Annotated in this window: 16 protein-coding genes and 1 riboswitch; of the genes, 1 reads left to right on the top strand and 15 read right to left on the bottom strand. The window is 30.1% G+C overall.

Annotated features, from left to right (window positions below; translation table 11 throughout):
- Window positions 1-89: 89 nt before the first annotated feature.
- On the top strand, window positions 90-941 hold the full coding sequence (locus DW911_RS08450; protein WP_118607704.1) for a Cof-type HAD-IIB family hydrolase: 852 nt from the start codon (window positions 90-92) through the stop codon (window positions 939-941).
- 28 nt (window positions 942-969) lie between these two features.
- Here DW911_RS08450 and DW911_RS08445 read toward each other — a convergent pair whose 3' ends face one another.
- The 15 genes from DW911_RS08445 to dapD form a co-directional block, all read right to left on the bottom strand.
- Window positions 970-3,255, bottom strand: coding sequence for a fibro-slime domain-containing protein (locus DW911_RS08445; protein WP_118432388.1), 2,286 nt, complete (start codon window positions 3,253-3,255; stop codon window positions 970-972).
- A gap of 44 nt (window positions 3,256-3,299) precedes the next feature.
- A riboswitch (cyclic di-GMP riboswitch) is annotated at window positions 3,300-3,381 on the bottom strand.
- A 65-nt stretch (window positions 3,382-3,446) separates the two neighbouring features.
- Entirely contained in the window at window positions 3,447-4,205 is a 759-nt protein-coding gene (locus tag DW911_RS08440) for a Nif3-like dinuclear metal center hexameric protein (RefSeq protein ID WP_118432386.1), read from the bottom strand.
- The gene (locus tag DW911_RS08435) at window positions 4,192-4,884 is read right to left on the bottom strand and encodes a tRNA (adenine(22)-N(1))-methyltransferase (RefSeq protein ID WP_118432384.1); all 693 of its coding nucleotides are present in this window, start codon (window positions 4,882-4,884) and stop codon (window positions 4,192-4,194) included. The genes DW911_RS08440 and DW911_RS08435 overlap by 14 nt, the downstream gene beginning before the upstream one ends.
- Window positions 4,885-4,886: 2 nt before the next feature.
- Window positions 4,887-6,128 (bottom strand): RNA polymerase sigma factor RpoD, encoded by a 1,242-nt coding sequence (gene rpoD, locus DW911_RS08430; protein ID WP_118432382.1) that lies wholly within the window; start codon window positions 6,126-6,128, stop codon window positions 4,887-4,889.
- Window positions 6,129-6,131: 3 nt separating this feature from the next.
- A complete protein-coding gene (gene dnaG, locus DW911_RS08425) occupies window positions 6,132-7,889 on the bottom strand; it encodes a DNA primase (RefSeq protein ID WP_118432380.1) in 1,758 nt (585 codons plus the stop codon).
- A 14-nt stretch (window positions 7,890-7,903) separates the two neighbouring features.
- Window positions 7,904-9,277: a glycine--tRNA ligase gene (locus DW911_RS08420; protein ID WP_118432378.1), complete on the bottom strand. Its 1,374-nt coding sequence runs from the start codon at window positions 9,275-9,277 to the stop codon at window positions 7,904-7,906.
- Window positions 9,278-9,411: 134 nt separating this feature from the next.
- Window positions 9,412-10,326: an alpha/beta fold hydrolase gene (locus DW911_RS08415; RefSeq protein WP_118607703.1), complete on the bottom strand. Its 915-nt coding sequence runs from the start codon at window positions 10,324-10,326 to the stop codon at window positions 9,412-9,414.
- Window positions 10,323-12,167, bottom strand: coding sequence for a YgiQ family radical SAM protein (locus DW911_RS08410; RefSeq protein WP_118432374.1), 1,845 nt, complete (start codon window positions 12,165-12,167; stop codon window positions 10,323-10,325). The genes DW911_RS08415 and DW911_RS08410 overlap by 4 nt, the downstream gene beginning before the upstream one ends.
- Window positions 12,168-12,243: 76 nt before the next feature.
- Window positions 12,244-12,993 carry a DNA repair protein RecO gene (gene recO, locus DW911_RS08405; protein WP_118432372.1) on the bottom strand — a complete coding sequence of 250 codons (750 nt, stop codon included), beginning with the start codon at window positions 12,991-12,993 and terminating at the stop codon, window positions 12,244-12,246.
- Window positions 12,983-13,876 (bottom strand): GTPase Era, encoded by an 894-nt coding sequence (era, locus tag DW911_RS08400; RefSeq protein WP_118432370.1) that lies wholly within the window; start codon window positions 13,874-13,876, stop codon window positions 12,983-12,985. Before era ends, recO begins: the two co-directional genes overlap by 11 nt.
- Window positions 13,877-13,888: 12 nt before the next feature.
- Window positions 13,889-14,350, bottom strand: coding sequence for an rRNA maturation RNase YbeY (ybeY, locus tag DW911_RS08395; protein ID WP_118432368.1), 462 nt, complete (start codon window positions 14,348-14,350; stop codon window positions 13,889-13,891).
- Window positions 14,351-14,358: 8 nt separating this feature from the next.
- A complete protein-coding gene (locus tag DW911_RS08390) occupies window positions 14,359-16,383 on the bottom strand; it encodes a cysteine peptidase family C39 domain-containing protein (protein ID WP_118607702.1) in 2,025 nt (674 codons plus the stop codon).
- Window positions 16,384-16,456: 73 nt separating this feature from the next.
- A complete protein-coding gene (locus tag DW911_RS08385) occupies window positions 16,457-17,647 on the bottom strand; it encodes an aspartate aminotransferase family protein (protein ID WP_118607701.1) in 1,191 nt (396 codons plus the stop codon).
- A gap of 2 nt (window positions 17,648-17,649) precedes the next feature.
- Entirely contained in the window at window positions 17,650-18,780 is a 1,131-nt protein-coding gene (locus DW911_RS08380) for a M20 metallopeptidase family protein (RefSeq protein WP_118432363.1), read from the bottom strand.
- An 8-nt stretch (window positions 18,781-18,788) separates the two neighbouring features.
- Window positions 18,789-19,493 carry a 2,3,4,5-tetrahydropyridine-2,6-dicarboxylate N-acetyltransferase gene (gene dapD / locus DW911_RS08375; RefSeq protein WP_118432361.1) on the bottom strand — a complete coding sequence of 235 codons (705 nt, stop codon included), beginning with the start codon at window positions 19,491-19,493 and terminating at the stop codon, window positions 18,789-18,791.
- Window positions 19,494-19,500: the final 7 nt, after the last annotated feature.

Raw genomic sequence — 19,500 nt, 5'->3', positions numbered from 1 at the left:
TATTCTACTCTTAATAATAAAGAATTACAAATACTGAAAATCTATAGTTACAAAACAAAGGTTTGCTATAATACGATCAGGAGGTAACTATGAAAAAAAATATTATCTTTTTCGATGTTGATGGAACCTTAGTAGATGTAAGACCTTCCCAAGAATATGTTCCTGCATCAACAATCAAAGCAATACAAGAAACGCGTAAAAAAGGCAATTTATGCTTTTTATGTACCGGAAGAAGTTTACCAGAAATTTTTGATCACATTTTAGATATTGGATTTGATGGTATCATTGGCGCAGGTGGTGGTTTTGTTTTAATCGGTGATAAAATGCTATATCATAATAAAGTCAGTGATGCTGATGTAAAAAGAGTGGTTGATTTTTTTGAAGAAAATCATTATGACTATTATTTAGAAAGTAATGGTGGATTATTTGCTAGTAAACATCTTATCCCACGTCTTGAATATATTACTTATGGCGATTTAGAAAATGATGAAAATGCCAAAAAAATGAAAAAAGAAAAACCAAGCCATTTTATTAATTCATTAAAAGAAGGCTATTCAATGTATCGAAGTGATGTTAATAAAATATGTTTTCTTGAAAATCCAAATATTCCTTTTTCAACAATAAAAGAGAACTTCGATGATGCTTTTCAAGTCATTCATTGTACAGTACCTTCATTTGGAGAGGACAGTGGTGAACTATCTGTTGCTGGTGTTAACAAAGCAAGTGCAATTCAAGCAGTTATTAATCACTTAAAGATAGACATCAACAACACCTATGCTTTTGGTGATGGATTGAACGATATAGATATGTTACAATTTGTTCATCATGGTGTAGCTGTTGGCAATGCAAAGCAAGGATTAAAAGATATTGCTGATGAAATTTGCGAAGATATTGCTGATAATGGTATATATAATACAATGAAAAAACATTCACTTATTTAAAAAAGTATTGAAATAATTTCAATACTTTTTATTTATGTGCTTTTTTTATAATGATAACAATTCCCAATAACGCTATAACAGCAATAATACAATATAGAACTATTTGAGTTTGATCACCTGTATTGATTTGCGTTTTTTTATTTTGATTTGAATGAGTATCTGAAACAATTTGAATTTGTTTTTGTAACTCTTCATCTGATATAAAAACCCATTTACCAACAAATTGCAATGCATCATTTGACATAATTTTGCTATTATGATCCCATCCAATAAAACGCCATACTCCTTTATTTGTATCATCACGAATATCTTTGAATTTTCTATTTTGTAAATCGATACTTACTTGTTGTCCATAATAGTATTCTTTTTCATCTATAGGAACATATTCATATATGCTATTAGGAAGTGTCATGTTTGGTGTACCACTTTCAAATTTATATTCAACACGTTTTCCTATATTTAAATTGGTCTGGATTTTGCAGTTACTCGCTGTAGTATGCCTTTCTAAATAGAAAAATTGTAGATGACACTTTTCACCATTTTTTATACCCTGTTCTTTAGCAAAATCTTCAATGTTAACTATTGTATTGGCAGCTTTATGTGCTCCACCTAAATCAGCAACAAGATGACCATTTATAAAGACATAAACATCATCATCTCCTGTAAATTCAAAAAACTGTTTTGAACTTTGTTTATAAATGAATTCACCATCTACTTTCATACCAAAATGAAAATTGTGGTCAACTTGCCCATCACTATGTTTTTCACTATTTGATAGATAATCAAGTGGGAAAAAGCCACTCTCTAAAATACCATTTCCATCATTATAGAACTCACCATTTTTGTAGGTAATAGGCTTTGATGAATCAAATAGATACTCTTCTCTACCATTATTAACTGTCTTATTTAAAATCATTTTTGAATAAGTTGTATCTATTTTATTCAAATAAAAATGAGTATTGTAGAAATTTGTTAATCGTAAAAAAGCATAGTCCATACATGTTTTACAATCATCGATAACATTTAATTGATTATTGTTATATTTATTTAATGTTTCTTGATATTGTCCTAATGGAAGAACTTGTCCCATTGGAGTGACTGATAGTGCAGCCATTCTTGGAGATACACCTTGACCATTAATTCTTACTTTAATATTACCTTGTCCCGAAGGAATATCTAATAAAAATGTTTGCCATCCTCCGTTTTTATCTACTTCTTTACTTACTAATAGATGATTATTTTCATCTAATATATCAATTGATAAACTACCATTGTTACTTTGTTCATCTAACCAATAATTAAATTTTATATATTGATTCGTTGGTATATCAGTATCAAAACAGATAGCAGAATCATTTAAACAAATAATACCATCACCCTTTTGTTGCCAATAATTTTTACCATCTACTATTTTTCCATTCTCTTTAGATGCTTGATTATATAATTGAGATTTCCATCCTTTATCAATGAAATTACTTGTTGAAGATGATTCGATATTACCTAAATAATTTTCTGTAAATGTGTTATCATCTCTAATTAAGTACACATTAGAAAATTTAAGGACATCCTTTGTTTGACCAACTCGATAAATATCTATCGTAATAGTATCTGTTGAAGATTTAAATACTGTATCAATAGGATTATTATCAAGTAAAACCTTACCATTTTTATCTAATACACGGTATTTCAATTCATTACTTGCGCCTGCTTTTTCTGTTATCCAATAATGAAATTTATATTCCGTATTAGGAACTACGTTAATTTCCTTAATCAAATGATCATTGACACCATAATTAAGAACACCATCCGTTTCCTGTTGCCATACGACTCCATTACCAGAATGTAAATATTCTCCATCACCAGATCCATCTATATTTTCAAGTTTCCAATTTTTATAAAATGGTTTTGTATCACTACCAGAAAGACTAGTATGTACAGAACCACTCGCATTCGAATAATTGGAAAATTTTTTAAAAATATCATATTTATTTAAATTTTGATCATCTTTTAAATTTATAAGATTCTCATGAATTGTGCTTGCTGCACTTTCAATGGCACTTCTTTTATAAACAGGATTTCCATCTTTACCTAGCGTCTTTTCAACTAAACCTTTTGTAACATCTTCATTATTTGAAGTTCCTAACCCAAATGTATCCATCCCATTATAAAGTGCATACTCGTAAAACAGTCCATCTGCATCATAATCGAAAAACTGTACTGGCAATGACATACTATCATTAGCCCTTACTTGTAATTGAAAAAGTGGTACTATCATCGTCATTACCACAACACAAATTATAAACTTCTTAAACATAACCTTTCCTCCAAATAAAAAACCATAGAAAACCGACTTACAATAAATGCAACTCAGCCAGCTTCTCTATGGTTCAGCTCTGTAGCTTTGCGTCACTATTTTTCAATAGTTTTGCCAATATTTACCTACATGTATTATAAAATATATACAATAATATATCAAACAAAAAAATAGAAACTATTTAGCAGTCTCTATTTATATTTAAAATAATCTAAACTATGATGAACATCTACTTCAAGAGGTAATTCTTTTAGTAATTTAGCCAATTCTTCTTCAAAAATAACCTCTAAATGATGGTTTGCATCAATCAAAAATATATCATGATCAATAGCATACTTAGCGTGGCGATACTTACTATCACCAGTAATAAAACAATCAACCTCTCCAGCAAGGACTTCTAAATCATCTGCTGCACTTCCGCCACATATAGCAATACTTTGAATCATTTTATCTTCATTATTTGAACATCTTACATATGATAAATGATATACATCTTTAATATAGTCTACAAAATCTTTCGCCTTCATAGGTTCTTTTAAAATTGCCTTTTTACCAATTTCATGACGATCATAACATTGTACATTTTCAACTGGTAATTGATTAATTAGCCAATCATTCATCGAAATATGATTTTTTCCTCGATCTAGACAAGTATGCAAACTATAAACAACAATATTATTTTTTATTGCATTTTCTATAAATTTTCCTTGATGATTTTCCAAGTCTATATTAACTAATTCTTCTAGTAAAAATGGATGGTGAGTAATGAGCATTTGACATTGTTCATCAATACAGTGTTGTAATGTTTCATTATCTGCGTTTAGGGCAATATATACCTTGTTCACTTCTGTTTGTTTATTTCCTATTTGTAATCCGCATCTATCAAAATCCATTTGTAAGGATAAAGGAAAGTAGCCTTCTAAATATTCCATTATCTTATTTGCTTTCATTTAAAACTTCCTCTATCATTTCTATTTTATGATTTAACTCTTTCGTTCTAGGATGATTGTTTGGTAAATCTTTAACAATATTTTTATAAGTACAATACTGATTGTTCCATTTTTCTTTAAATAACGATGTTTGTTCTCTTCTTAAAATTGGACCAAATTCTTCATCTAACTCATTATAATAAATATCTTTTCTTTGTAGTTTTCGTACAACCATAACTTCATAAGTATGATGTCCATCTTTAATTAATTTTTCATCAATCATACCAAAATTATGACTAAACAAATACTTTCTTAAATAATCAGCATTCGCATTGGGCTGTAAAAATAAAACATTGACTTGATTAAGATAATCAAGATGTTGATTTAAAATATCAACAATAAGATAAGATCCCATTCCTGCAATACTTATCATATCTACTTTTTTATCAAGAATAGGCTCTAATCCATTTCCTAACAGTGCAGTAACTTGCGTTTGCATACCACATTGTTTAATAGTTGAAAGTGATGATTCATAGGGTCCTTGTGCTACATCACATGCGTAACTATGACTTACTATATTATTTTCAACCAAATAACATGGTAAATAAGCATGATCGGTCCCTATATCAGCAATCTTACTTCCTTGTTTATATTGACTAATCATATCAGCTATAAGCTGTAATCTTTTAGATAATTTCATCATTAACGATCTAAGAAATCTTTTAATCTTTTAGAACGAGATGGGTGTTTTAATTTGCGTAACGCTTTAGCTTCAATTTGACGAATACGTTCACGAGTAACATTAAATTCTTTACCTACTTCTTCTAATGTACGTGTGCGTCCATCATCTAATCCAAATCTTAAGCGTAAAACTTTTTCTTCACGATCAGTCAATTCTAATAATACTTCATTTAACTCATCTTTCAATAATTCATTAGCCGCATAATCATCAGGCGACATAGCGCCTTCATCTTCAATGAAATCTCCTAAATGAGAATCATCTTCTTCCCCAATAGGTGTTTCTAATGATACAGGTTCTAAAGATATTTTTTGAATTTCACGTACTTTTTCAGGTGTTAAACCATCCATTTTTTCTGCAATTTCTTCTGCTGTAGGCTCACGTCCTAACTCCTGAATTAATTGTCTTTGGATACGAGTTAATTTATTAATTGTTTCAACCATATGTACTGGAATACGAATTGTACGAGCTTGGTCTGCAATTGCACGCGTAATTGCCTGTCTAATCCACCAAGTTGCATATGTTGAAAATTTAAACCCTTTAGTATAATCAAATTTTTCAACAGCTTTAATCAATCCCATATTTCCTTCTTGAATTAAATCCAAAAATAACATTCCACGTCCAACATATCTTTTTGCAATCGATACAACTAATCTTAAGTTAGCTGCAGCAAGTTCTTTTTTTGCTTCTTCATCACCATCTAAAATACGTTTAGCAAGATCAATTTCTTGATCATGTGAAAGTAATTCTACACGTCCGATTTCTTTTAAATACATTTTAACTGGATCATTAATTTTGACATTACTTCCAAGTTGTGTATGTTCGCTTTCTTTATCTTCATCAGCAACTTGATACATATGAAGCGTATCTCCAGTCATCATATCAAAATCACCATCAAAATCTAAATCAGGCTCATCATCTTTGATATCATCAACAGCTAAGTCATCATCAGTAATATCTGGAACATCTGACAGTAATGTTGAATCATCAACATCTAAAGCATCTAATCCATCATCAGATATTTGAATATTTTGATTTCCTATAAACTCTATAAGTTGCTCAGCCATTTCATCACTTAAATCATATGTAGATAAATACTCATCAATTTGTTCTTGAGTTAAAACATTGCTATTCTTTTTTGCTTCTGATAAAACAATTTTTTCTAAATCATCAAATGATACTGCTTGTACTTTTTTCTTTGCCATATACTACTCCTTTTCTGTTAAAGCTATAATTTCAGCCAAAATTTGTGCTTTTTGTTTAGGATCATAAGTCTCCACTAATGATCTTGTTAATTCTTCTTTTCTTTCTATCTTTGCTCTTTCTTTAATCATTAATATATAATCTTCAATTGCCTGATTATTACTTTCTCTAGGTAAATTTAAAGAAGCAATATCAATAATAGTTTGCACAATTTGATCATCATCAATACTACTGATTAAGTCAGCAATTTGCATAAATTGATGTTGCCGATAATAATCAATAATGTAAGAAGCAATAATTCGATTAATATGATCAAACATAAATCCTGCCTTTGCTTCATACATTGCTGCATATTTTTTATCCAACATCATATAATACAATAAATCCCGTTCTGCTTTTTGGTACTTATCTACCATTTTTTGAGTTTGCTTATAAGAAATATGTTGTATTTCTTGATGTTGCGGTATTTCTTCATGATGCTGTTGATTTAGTAAATTATAAATTATCTCTTTAGAAAATCCAGATTTATTTTCTAATTGACCCACATAATAATCACGATCAACAAAATCATCAATTCTAGCGATAATTTCAACCATTGTCTGCAAATACTTTCTTCTATCTTCATAATTATCTTTATTCATATCTTCATAAAAATAATTCATTTTAAAAGAAACTGCAGACAATGGATTTTTCAATAAATGAATAAATTCTTCTTTTCCTTTATCTTTAATATATTCATCTGGATCTTTATTATCAGGAATAGCAACTACCGATACTTGAAAACCAGCAGGAATAAGTTCGTCAATGCATTTCATCATTGCACTTTTTCCAGCACGATCACCATCCAAACATAATATGATATTTTTTGTATAACGTCTTAAAAGATGAAGATGTCCTTTTGTAAGTGCCGTTCCCATAATAGCCACAGCATTTTTAATACCTATTTTATACAACGCTATGACATCCATAAATCCTTCTAAAACAATAATTGCATTTTCTTCACGAACCGCTTCTTTTACACGATGATAATTATATAAAGTTTCACCTTTAATAAATATTTTAGATTCAGGTGAATTCATATATTTAGATTCGTGATTATTTTGTTTATATATACGCCCACTAAATCCAACAATTCTCCCATCACTATTATGGAGAGGAAACATAATTCGATCATGATAACGATCATAACCTTGATTTGATTCAATCACTAAGCCTGAAGCAAAAGCCTGCATTTTGTTATAACCTAATTTTTCAAAAGCATTTAATAAGATATTTTTATCAGGTGCATAACCAATTTCAAAATAATCAATAATATCTTGTGTCATCTGTCGATCATTTAAATAATCATTTGCGCCAATAGCTAACTTAGTATTTAAATAATGACGATAAATTTTATTTGCTTCTTCATGCATTAAATAAAACGGCTCTTTTTCTTTGTCAACCTGTACTTTTTTTTCAGGAAAATCAAATTCATGAATATCAACATGTCCCATTTCAGCGACCATTTTCACTGCTTCAATATATGATATTTTCAAATAATCCTTTAAGAAAGTAAAAACATTACCTCCGTGATGACAAACAAAACATTTATAAATTTGTTTTTCAGGAGAAATCGACATTGAAGGATGTGTATCATTATGAAAAGGACATACTGCCATATAATTACGTCCTTTTCTTTCTAATGGTAAATAATTTCCAATCACATCAACAATATCTACGCTACTTCTAATTTCATTGATCTTTTCAGGTGTGAGTCTTGGCATGATTGCCTCCTTTTTTAAAATGCAATCTTATCGCTGATATAATCTACTAATTGATCTATTGGTAAACGGATTTGTTCCATTGTATCACGATCACGTACTGTTACAGCTTGATCATCATAACTATCAAAGTCAACAGTAACACAATATGGTGTACCAATGGCATCTTGTCTACGATAACGTTTCCCAATTTGTCCAGACACATCATATTCAACTGAAAAATGTTTAGCTAACATTGCATAAACTTCTTCAGCCTTATCACTTTGTTTTTTAGTAAGTGGTAAAACAGCAACTTTATATGGTGCAACTGCTGGGTGTAATTTCATAACTTGTCTTGTTTCACCATTTTCTAATGTTTCTTCTTGATAACTATCACAGAAAACAGACAAGAATAAACGATCTGCCCCGACAGAAGGTTCAATGACATAAGGAATATACTTTTCATTTGTTTGAGGATCAAGATATTCTAAAGATTTCTTTGAGTATTCCATATGACGAGATAAATCGTAATCTGTACGATCGGCAATACCCCATAATTCTCCCCATCCAAATGGGAATTTATATTCAACATCACATGTTGCTTTTGAGTAGAATGATAATTCTTCTTTTTCGTGGTCTCTAAAACGAAGATTTTCTTTATTTAACCCTAAATCATATAAGAATTTTTGACAATAGTCTTTCCAATATGCAAACCATTCTAAATCTGTATCAGGTTTACAGAAGAATTCAATTTCCATTTGTTCAAATTCTCTTGTTCTAAAAATAAAGTTACCTGGAGTAATTTCATTTCTAAATGATTTCCCAATTTGACCAATTCCAAAAGGAATTTTTTTACGTGATGTTCTTTGAATATTTTTAAAATTGACAAAAATACCTTGTGCAGTTTCTGGACGTAAATAAACAACAGATTTATCATCTTCTACTACACCCATATGTGTTTCAAACATTAATTTGAACTGTCTAACATCAGTAAAATTGCTTTTCCCACATTGTGGACAAACAATATGATGTTCTTTAATATAGTCCATTGTTTGTTTATTTGTCCAACCTTCACTATGTACATCTGGATCATATGCTTCGATTAATTTATCAGCACGATGACGTGTTTTACATTCTTTACAATCAATCAATGGATCAGAGAAGCCATCAACATGTCCACTCGCTTTCCATACCTTTGGATTCATAAAGATTGCTGAATCTAAACCAACATTATATGGTGATTCTTGAATAAATCTTTTCCACCATAATTGTTTAATATTATTTTTCATTTCTACTCCTAATGGTCCAAAATCCCATGTATTAGCAAGACCGTCATAGATTTCAGATCCTTGGTAAACAAAACCAGTTGATTTTGCATGATTAACAATTTTATCCATATCTTTATTTGCCATATTTATCTCCTTCTATCCCTATATATCGAAGAAGGACTTGGCCCTCCAAGTCCTATCTTTTTATATATACGTTTTTATGTACAATAAAAATACCCTTATAGTAGGTCTTTGTCAACCAATTATAAGGGTACTATTTATATGTATGTGTGCTGATTTAGCCATTGTATAACATCATGATAAACTTCTTTCCTATTTACTTCATGTAAGATATCTTGATAGTCACTTTCGTAAAGATGATACGTTAAATCTTTTATATGTTTTTGTTTTAAATGTTTATATAACCATAGTGGTCCTTTACCTTTTTTACCAAATGCATCTTTTTTACCAGAAATAATAAATATTGATAAATATGTTGGTATTTTATCTATTTCTTCAATTTCATTGACACCCTTTAAATATTTTAGAATATCTAAATAGGCCTGATTAGTATAAATAAAATCTGTCATCGGATCATCAATATACTTTTTTAATTGTGTTTGATCTTGTGTTTTATAGTTTCTTTTTGAAAATCCTTTTATCCAAAAATCATGTACAAACCGTCTCATCGTTCTAGAATGATGCATATTTCCTTTAAATAAAATATCTAACTCAATTAATAACTTAGCTAAGAACAAGCCATGTCTAGGACCTGCCGTTCCAATTAAAATAGCTCCTTGAATAAAATCTCCATAACTTGCCATATATTTTCTTAGAACCAACGATCCAAATTGATTACCAATCATAAAATAGGGTAATTCTGGATAACGACTCGAAATGATATTTCTTAATCTTTGCATATCTTCAACTAAAGTTTCAATTGAATCACCATAACCGAAATAACCCTGTTCAAAATTATTCAAAGATGTTCCATGACCTGGAAAATCACTCACTACCACAATATAACCATCATTAGAAATAAATTCAGCAAATTTTTGATACCAGTCTGAATATTCTCCCATGCCATGATGTATTTGAACAATCCCCTTATATCTTAATATAACATTAGGAACATAAAGATCAAATTTAACATGGGTTGCTGAAGAGGAAGTATAAGTTTCTGTTGTTTTCATTTAACATGACCTCTTTTCTTTGAAAAACGATCAGGTTTTCTATTTTGATAACGATTTTTACTTTTGGGGCGAATTAAACATTTCTTTGAATAACCTATTAAATCCGTTCGGTGTGCCTTACACAAAGCTTCATACACTAAATCATAATTTTTAGGGTTTCGATATTGAATCAACGCTCTTTGCATTGCTTTTTCTTTTGGGGTTTTTGGTACGTATACAGGTGTCATATCACGAGGGTCTAATTCTGTATAGTACATTGTTGTAGACAAAGTTCCTGGAGTTGGGTAAAAATCTTGAACTTGCTCAGGTTGATGATGGATATCTCTTAAATATTCTGCTAACTCAATAGCATCCTCTAATCGACAACCTGGATGTGAAGACATTAAATAAGGAACCAAAAATTGATTTTTTCCATATTCTTTATTCAACGCATAATATTTATCAACAAATTTTTCATATAAGCCTCTACGAGGTTTACCCATTTTATCTAAAACATGATCACTAATATGTTCTGGCGCAACTTTTAATTGACCGGATATATGATTTTGAACTAAATCTCTAAAAAAACTATCATTTTTATCATACATCAAATAATCATAGCGAATTCCTGAACGTACAAATACTTTCTTTACGTTTGGTAAAGTTGATAAATCACTAAGTAATTTTTGATAATCTAAATGATCTACTTGTAAATTTTGACAAGCTTTAGGCCATAAACACTGTTTAGTTGGACAAGCGCCATGTTTCATTTGTTTTTTACAAGCAGGTGCTCTAAAGTTAGCTGTAGGACCCCCTACATCATGAATATAGCCTTTAAAATCTGGATCCCATACCATTTTGTTAGCCTCAGATATGATTGATTCATGACTACGTGTTTGGACAATTCTTCCTTGGTGAAATGCTAGAGCACAAAAATTACAAGAACCAAAGCATCCCCTATTTGAAATCAAAGAAAACTTAACTTCATCAATAGCGGGAACATGCTGATAGCTAGGATGATAAGTACGATTATAATCATACGAATATGCTCGATCGAATTCACGTTGTGTTAAAGGACGATTAGGTCTATTTTGAACAACATACCATCCTTGGTATGGTTCAACCAATGTTTTAGCATTAAAATGATCCGTGTTTAAATACTGAACATGAAATGACTCAGCATATTTTTTCTTTGACACACATATTTCTTCATAACTAGGAAGCATAATATAGTCATGAGCATCTTCAATATTTTTAGTTTTAAAAACAGTACCATCTAGATATGTTAAATATTTAATTTCTAAACCACTATCTAACGCTTCTGCAACCTCAACAATACTATTTTCACCCATTCCATATAAAAGTAAATCTGCATTAGCATCAATAATAATAGATTTTCTTACTTTGTCACTCCAATAGTCATAATGAGCTAAACGACGAAGACTTGCCTCAATTCCACCAATAATTATATTAGCGTCATGAAAGGCTTGATGTGCCATTTGACTATAAACAATAACAGCCCTATCCGGTCTTTTAAACCCTTCACCACCGGGAGTATATAAATCTTTATGTCTTCTCTTTTTTGATACTGTATAATGATTTACCATTGAATCAATATTCCCAGAAGAAATCAAAAAACCTAACCTTGGCTTGCCAAATTGTTTAAATTCATCAATATTGTGCCAGTCAGGTTGTGCCAAAAAACACACCTTAAAACCATGAGCTTCTAAAGTACGACAAATAATAGCTGCACCAAACGATGGGTGATCAACATAAGCATCACCACAAATGTAAACAAAATCAGCTTCTTGCCAACCTCTTTCTTCCATTTCTTGACGATTCATTGGTAAAAATTGCGACATAAAAAAATTCCCTTCCTATTTACCCTCTATTATAGTCAAAAAATGTATACAAAAAAAGACAAAAATTTTATTTTTGTCATAATTTTGAAATTTGTCTTATAAATTTTCTACTTCGAAAAACAATTCCAGAATATTCATCAATAAAACGATCCATTATCTTAATAAAATCCGGATAATAAGCCTCATCTATTTTTAGGTTATCTATATGCTGAATATCTATTTTGTGTAAATGTCTAAATTGTTTAAGTTGGTCCTTATTCAAACGATAATCATAAGGGCTAAGACAATGACTACATACAAAACCACCACCTTGAAAACTAATACCCGCTATATGATCAGTGCGACCACATTGACTACAAGCATCTACCATAAGCGGTGATCCTATTTGCTTTAATACGAAGACATTATAAAGCAAATAAATAAGTTGTGGCACATAACCTTGCTCTAATAAATCTAATGATTGTTTTAGATAATTAAAGATATTGGCATCCGGTAAATTATCCGACTCATTACGAATAATAAATTCAACAAAATAACTTGCATATGCCTCTAAAAATAAATCTTCTTTAATATAACGATAAAAACATTGAGATGACGCTTTTACTAAAGTTGAAAGACCTACCCTAGGAATAAAAGTAATTTCGGAATAAGTAAGTGGCATCAATGCTGATGCATTTTTACTTTTAATTTTCTTTACTCCCCTAGCAATTAAAGTCATTTTCCCATATTCTTTAAAATATACCGTAACTAAAGCATCACTTTCTTTATAAGGCTTACTCGTTAAAACAATTCCTTTAGCTACAACTTCTTCTTTTTTAATAGTCATCTTCGTTATAACCGAATTCTTTTAAATATTTTTGTTTATTACGCCAATCACGCTCAACTTTAACAAATAATTCTAAATGAACTGTTGTTTGTAAAAAGCGTTTCATTTCTCTTTGAGCGTTAACTCTTATCTTCTTAATCATTGACCCCTGTTTTCCTACAATGATCCCTTTTTGACTATTGCGATCCACGACAATAGTAGCAATGACTTCTACACTACCATCTTCTAATTCTTTCATTCTTTCTACCACAATCGCTACGCTATGAGGCACTTCATCACGTGTAAAATATAAAATCTTCTCACGAATAAATTCAGCTAAAACAAATCTTTCAGGATGATCCGTCATTTGATCACTTGGATAATACATCATTCCTTCATGTAACTCATTTTTTACCAAATTAAGCATTGTATCAACATTATTATTATCTTTGGCACTTATGGGAATTATTTCTTTAAAGTCAAATAAACTCTTCCATTCATTCAATTTATTCGCTAATTCTTCTTTACTTACCAAATCACATTTATTGAGTACTAAGAATACAGGTCCATCTGCTTCCTTTAATCTTTCAATAATAAAACGATCACCACGTCCTATTGTTTCATTAGCCGGAGCAATAAATAAAACAAGATCTACACCAAAAATACTATTTAGTGCTGTTGTATTCATAAAGTTACCTAATTTATCTTGTGGCTTATGAATGCCAGGTGTATCCATAAAAATAATCTGAGCTTCCTTGTCAGTATAAATACCTTGGATAGTATTTCTTGTGGTTTGCGCTACATCTGACATAATAGCTAACTTTGTTTTCAAAATCGTATTCAATAGTGTAGATTTTCCAACATTAGGACGACCTACTATACTTACAAATCCTGATTTAAACATGTATTCACCACCTTATTTTCTTTCAATTGATAATGCATTCAAAATATCTTTTTGTTTTTGAATCATTTCCTTTTCATCATCTGGTTCCATATGATCAAATCCTAACAAATGTAATAAACCATGAGTAAATAAAAAACACATTTCTCGATAAACACTATGTCCATATTCTTCAGCCTGCATTTTTGCATGATCAACTGAAATAAAAATATCGCCTAATTCTCTTGGCATTCCTGGTACATAAAATTGTTCATTATCCTCTAATGCAAAAGAAATAACATCAGTTGCACGATCAATATGTCGATATTCTTTATTAATTTCATGAATACGCTGATCATCAACAAAGATAACCGATAACTCAATATCTTCTTTAATATCTAATTGTTTAATCGCTTCATCAACAATATTTTTATAAACATCTTGATAAGTTCCATCAAAAGTTGGTACTTCATTAATTACCATTAAATCTACTTCCATATTTATCCTCATTTCCTATGTTCTACGTCAATTATAACACAGTCATAATTGTTGTTCATCAACTTTATGCGATGATCCACAATAATCACAATCATCTTTTGATTTGTCAAATAATCTAGTAATAATTGAATTCTATCATAGTCAACATGGCTAAAAGCTTCATCTAAAATCAAGACATCAGGTTTTGAAAGCAAAGCTCTTATTATCATAACTAACTGTCTTTGCCCCGAAGATAAAAAACCTCCTTGATAATCCACCACTTGTTCTAGGCAGGAAATAAGACTATCTAAACAAAAATATGTTAATAACTCAAACATTTTAGCTTTATCATATTGATCAAGCAATAAATTATATTGAAGCGTATCTTGATAAAAATGGGGCGTTTTATCAAGGTATTTTAAACATTTATAAAAACTTCTTTTATCAAGATCAGCTAAATCATACCCATTTATTTTTATTGTTCCCCTAACTGGTTGCAATTGTCCACTGATTATTTTTAATAGTGTTGATTTTCCAGCACCCGTACTACCTTGAATAACTAATGAATGATCTATATGTAAATTATATTTATCAAATAAAGGTTGACTATATCCATAACTAAAAGTTAAACAATCTATCTGTATTTCTTTTATATGACGAATCTTTCTTTTCTTTGATTGAATCCTAGGTATCATTTCTTTATATTTTTCAAAAATAATTTTAATTTCTTCAAATTCAACAATCAAAGAAACAATATCCATCATCGGATTGAGTAAATAAGAAATAAGCATATAAACAAACATCATTTCTCCAACGCTGAAAATATGTTTTTTTAATAAATTTGTTCCTAAAACCATTACAACCATAATCATCAGTTGCATCCATATTTCTAAATATATATGATATTGATTTATCTTTCGATCTTTGTCTATTTGCGATAAAAGATAAGATTGTTGAAAATGATGCGTTTTATTCTTCATCATTTTCTTCATAGAAAATTGAGCTGTATTAAAAAAATTATGATAATATTCTAATAATTGTTGTTGTCTTTGTTCTTTTTTTGACATAATTTGCTTATCATATTGATTAAGTTGACGAGCAATGTAATAAAAAAGTACAAAGTACCCTACCATGAAAATGAATATTACAACAAATAACGATTGATGTAGAAACATAACTAAAAACAATAAAGAAATAACCATTAAAACATCAATAAATAAAACTCGATACAATTCAATAAAAAATTGACTGAGTTTTTCTAAATACTGTACCTGAGTTATAAACTGTCCTTCTTGATACATATAAAATTGATCAACATCTATATACACAAGATTCTTTAAAGTACGAATTAAATAATATTGATCTAATTTGTTCTTTAATTCAATTGTTTCTTTTTGTTGATAAAAAAACAATAATTGCTTGACTAAAAACACAACAAAAACGCCAATTGAAAAAATAATAATGAAAAGAAATGATTTTTTAACAAAATAATCAATAAGTAAACGATAATAATAAGATAATAATAACATCATGCCAGTAATACAAAGTGATTTTACACTCAAAGATATAATACTAGAATAATGATGTTTTAAATGAGATAATATAAAATTCTTAAACGTTTCTGTTTTACATTTTAAAGGTGATCGTCCCACATGATAAATATCAATCATAACCCCAGTAAATTGTTCATGGAGTTGTTCGTAAGACATTTTAATTAACCCATCTCCAGGGTCCCCTATTAAAAAATAGCGATCATTTACCTGATATAAAACAACATAATGATATAAATTATCACGATATAAATGCAAAATAACAGGCTGATGTACCTCATGAAATAAATCCTTAAATTCAATTTTATACGCTTTAGCATCAATATGATAACTTTTTAAACATTCAATCATACCATATACCGTAACTCCTTGATGCGTTAAACGACATTTTCTTTTAATATTGATGATTTCATCATCAAAATGAAAATAATTTAAAATCATTTTAATACAATAAACACCACAACTTGTCTCATCATCTTGTTTAAAAATTGGATATTTTGACATATATAATACCTCCTAATATTATATATGTTTTTTTTTATGATTTTTCTTTTAAAAAAAGTAAAACCTTTCGGTTTTACTCATAAATTTTACAAATTGCTTGATCTAAAATATCAATCATATGATCAACATCTGATTCTTCTATAATAAATGGTGGTAACATTCTTAACACATTGGCACCAGCATTAATAACTATAAGCCCTTGATCTAAACATTCTTGAAGTAATGGTTTTACTGGTTGATCAAATTCAAGACCAATCATTAATCCAAGACCTCTTCTTTCTAAAATACAAGAATGTTTTTCTTTTAAATCATCAAGTTTTTCAATAACATATTCTGAAATATCTCTTACGTGTTGTAACATATCTTTTTCTTTTAATAAAGTAAACACAGTTTTACATGCACAACCAGCCATAGGATTACCACCATATGTACTTCCGTGATCTCCAGGTTCCATTGCTTTAGCAAATTTATCATTAGCTACAAAAGCCCCCATCGGAAAACCAGCACCAATTCCTTTAGCAAGACATACAATATCAGGTAAAATATCATATTGGAAATAAGTCATGATCGTTCCGGTACGTCCCATACCACATTGAACCTCATCTAAAATCAAAGCAATATCGTGCTGATCACATAAATCTCTAAGTCCTGTTAAAAATTCTTTTGTACAAACATGAACACCACCCTCACCTTGAACTGGTTCAACAATAATAGCAGCTGTTTTATCATTAATTAATTCTTTAACACTTTGCAAATCGTTAAATGTTGCATATTTAACGCCATTTATTAAAGGACCAAATGCTTCTTGATAATGTGGATTTCCTGTTAATGTAACAGAACCTGTTGTTCTTCCATGAAAAGAACTCATAAAAGAAATAATCTCACTATCTGCTTTTTTATGTTTTAGATAATAATACTTACGTGCTAGTTTTAAAGCTCCTTCAGTAGCCTCAGCACCAGAATTAGTAAAGAAAACTTGTGATAAATGTGTCGCTTGTGTAACGAGTTCAGCTGCTTCAATTGTTTCTACTGTATTAAAATAATTAGAAACGTGCATTAAACGATGTAATTGATTTTGTAAAGCTTCTACATATTCAAGATAAGCTGTTCCAAATGAGTTAACCCCTATTCCCGAATAAAAATCTAAATATTCTTTATTATTAACATCATACAAATGAACTCCTTGTCCATGATCAAAAGTAATATCAAAACGACCATAAGCGTGTAAAAGGGCATCTTGTGCTCTATCATAATATTGACTCATTATTATTCCCCCAAATCTAAAAATGTCGCAATTTTATAATATAAATCAACTGCTTTAATTAATATTTTTTCATTAAATTGAAAAGAAGCAGTATGTAATCCAGAATTAAACTCATGAGTTCTTGTCCCAAGATAAAAGAATACACCAGGCACTACTTTTTGATAATGCGAAAAATCTTCAGCAAGCATAACCGGTTCTTCTAACTCAATGTAATCATTTCCTGCTAATGTTTTTACCTGATTATACAAATAAGCATCATTTAATACAGGTGGATTAAAAGGATGGCACATAAAATCTATTTTACATCCATAGGATTCTTCACATCCTTTATTAAATCCTTCCATTGCTTTTACAATTCGATCAAAAACAGCTTCACTGTAGGTTCTTACTGTACCATTAAATACAGTTTGACTACCTACAATATTACGCACTGTTCCACCTTGAATATAACCAATATTTAACACAGCCGGTTCCATCGGTGATACCATTCTTGAAATAATACTTTGATAATTACTAATCAATTGACTCGCAATAACAATCGAATCAATACCTTCATGATATTTCCCAGCGTGAGCACTTTTTCCATGAACAGTCACATCCAATTCACCACTTTCTGCCATTAAAGGACCTTTACGACAAGCAATCATTCCCTCCTCTACATCTGGGAACATATGCATTCCAAAAATAGCTTTTATACAGTATTTTTCAAAAATACCTGTTTCAATCACTTTTTTAGCCCCATCGCATACTTCTTCACCAGGTTGAAAAATTAAAACAATATTATATGGATAATCATTGTTTTCTTTTAATTTTTTGGCTAGTCCTAACAAAGCTGCCATATGTCCATCATGACCACATGCATGCATATATCCATCATGATGACTTGCAAATGCACAATGTGTTTCTTCTTTGATTTTTAATCCATCGATATCACTTCTAAAAGCAATAGATGCGTTTTTTCCATAATCTAAGAATATACATAATCCGGTTTCCAAAATATATTCTGGGTGATATCCCATTTCTTTTAATTCATGCTCTAAATAATGAACTGTCTTTTTTTCATGAAAACCAATTTCTGGAATCTGATGCAATTCTTTACGCCAACGACAAACTGACTCTTCAAGTGTTTCCATATCATCACCTAAATTTTACGTAAATCATCCATTAACTGAGTTTTACCTTCAGTTTTTTCATCTTTTTGTTCTTTTACAATTCTTGCTGGATTTCCCACAACAACAGCTCCTGCTGGAACATCCTGAGTAACAATACTTCCAGCACCAACAACAGCGCCTTTACCAATATGCACCCCTTCAATAACAACAGCATTAGCTCCGATTAATACATCATCTTCTAATACAACTGGTGAAGCACTAGGTGGTTCAATAACTCCTGCTAACACAGCACCTGCTCCAACGTGACAATGTTTTCCTACTTCAACACGTCCTCCTAAAACAGCACCCATATCAATCATCGTACCTTCGCCAATTTTAACACCAATATTAATGACAGCACCCATCATAATAACGGCATTATCACCAATAGATACATGTTCACGAATAAAGCATCCTGGTTCAATACGAGCATTGATATTTCTCATATCTAACAATGGAATTGCACTATTACGACGATCTTGTTCTAGATAAGAATCTTTGATTTTATCTTTATTTTCTTCCATATAGGCTTGAATTAAATCTAAGTCACCTATACATACTTTATTTGTGTCATCACCAAACATTTTAAATGTATCTACTTCAGGTAAATCATGACCTTTTAGATAAACTTTTACTGGTGTTTGTTTTTTAGCATCACCAATAAACTTAATAATTTCTTCTGCACTATTTAGCATTCTCATT

The sequence above is a fragment of the Erysipelatoclostridium sp. AM42-17 genome (assembly GCF_003480255.1).
Lineage (GTDB): Bacteria > Bacillota_I > Bacilli_A > Erysipelotrichales > Coprobacillaceae > Faecalibacillus.
The sequence above is the reverse complement of the archived record's forward strand: the minus strand, read 5'-3'. Positions and strand labels throughout refer to the sequence as shown.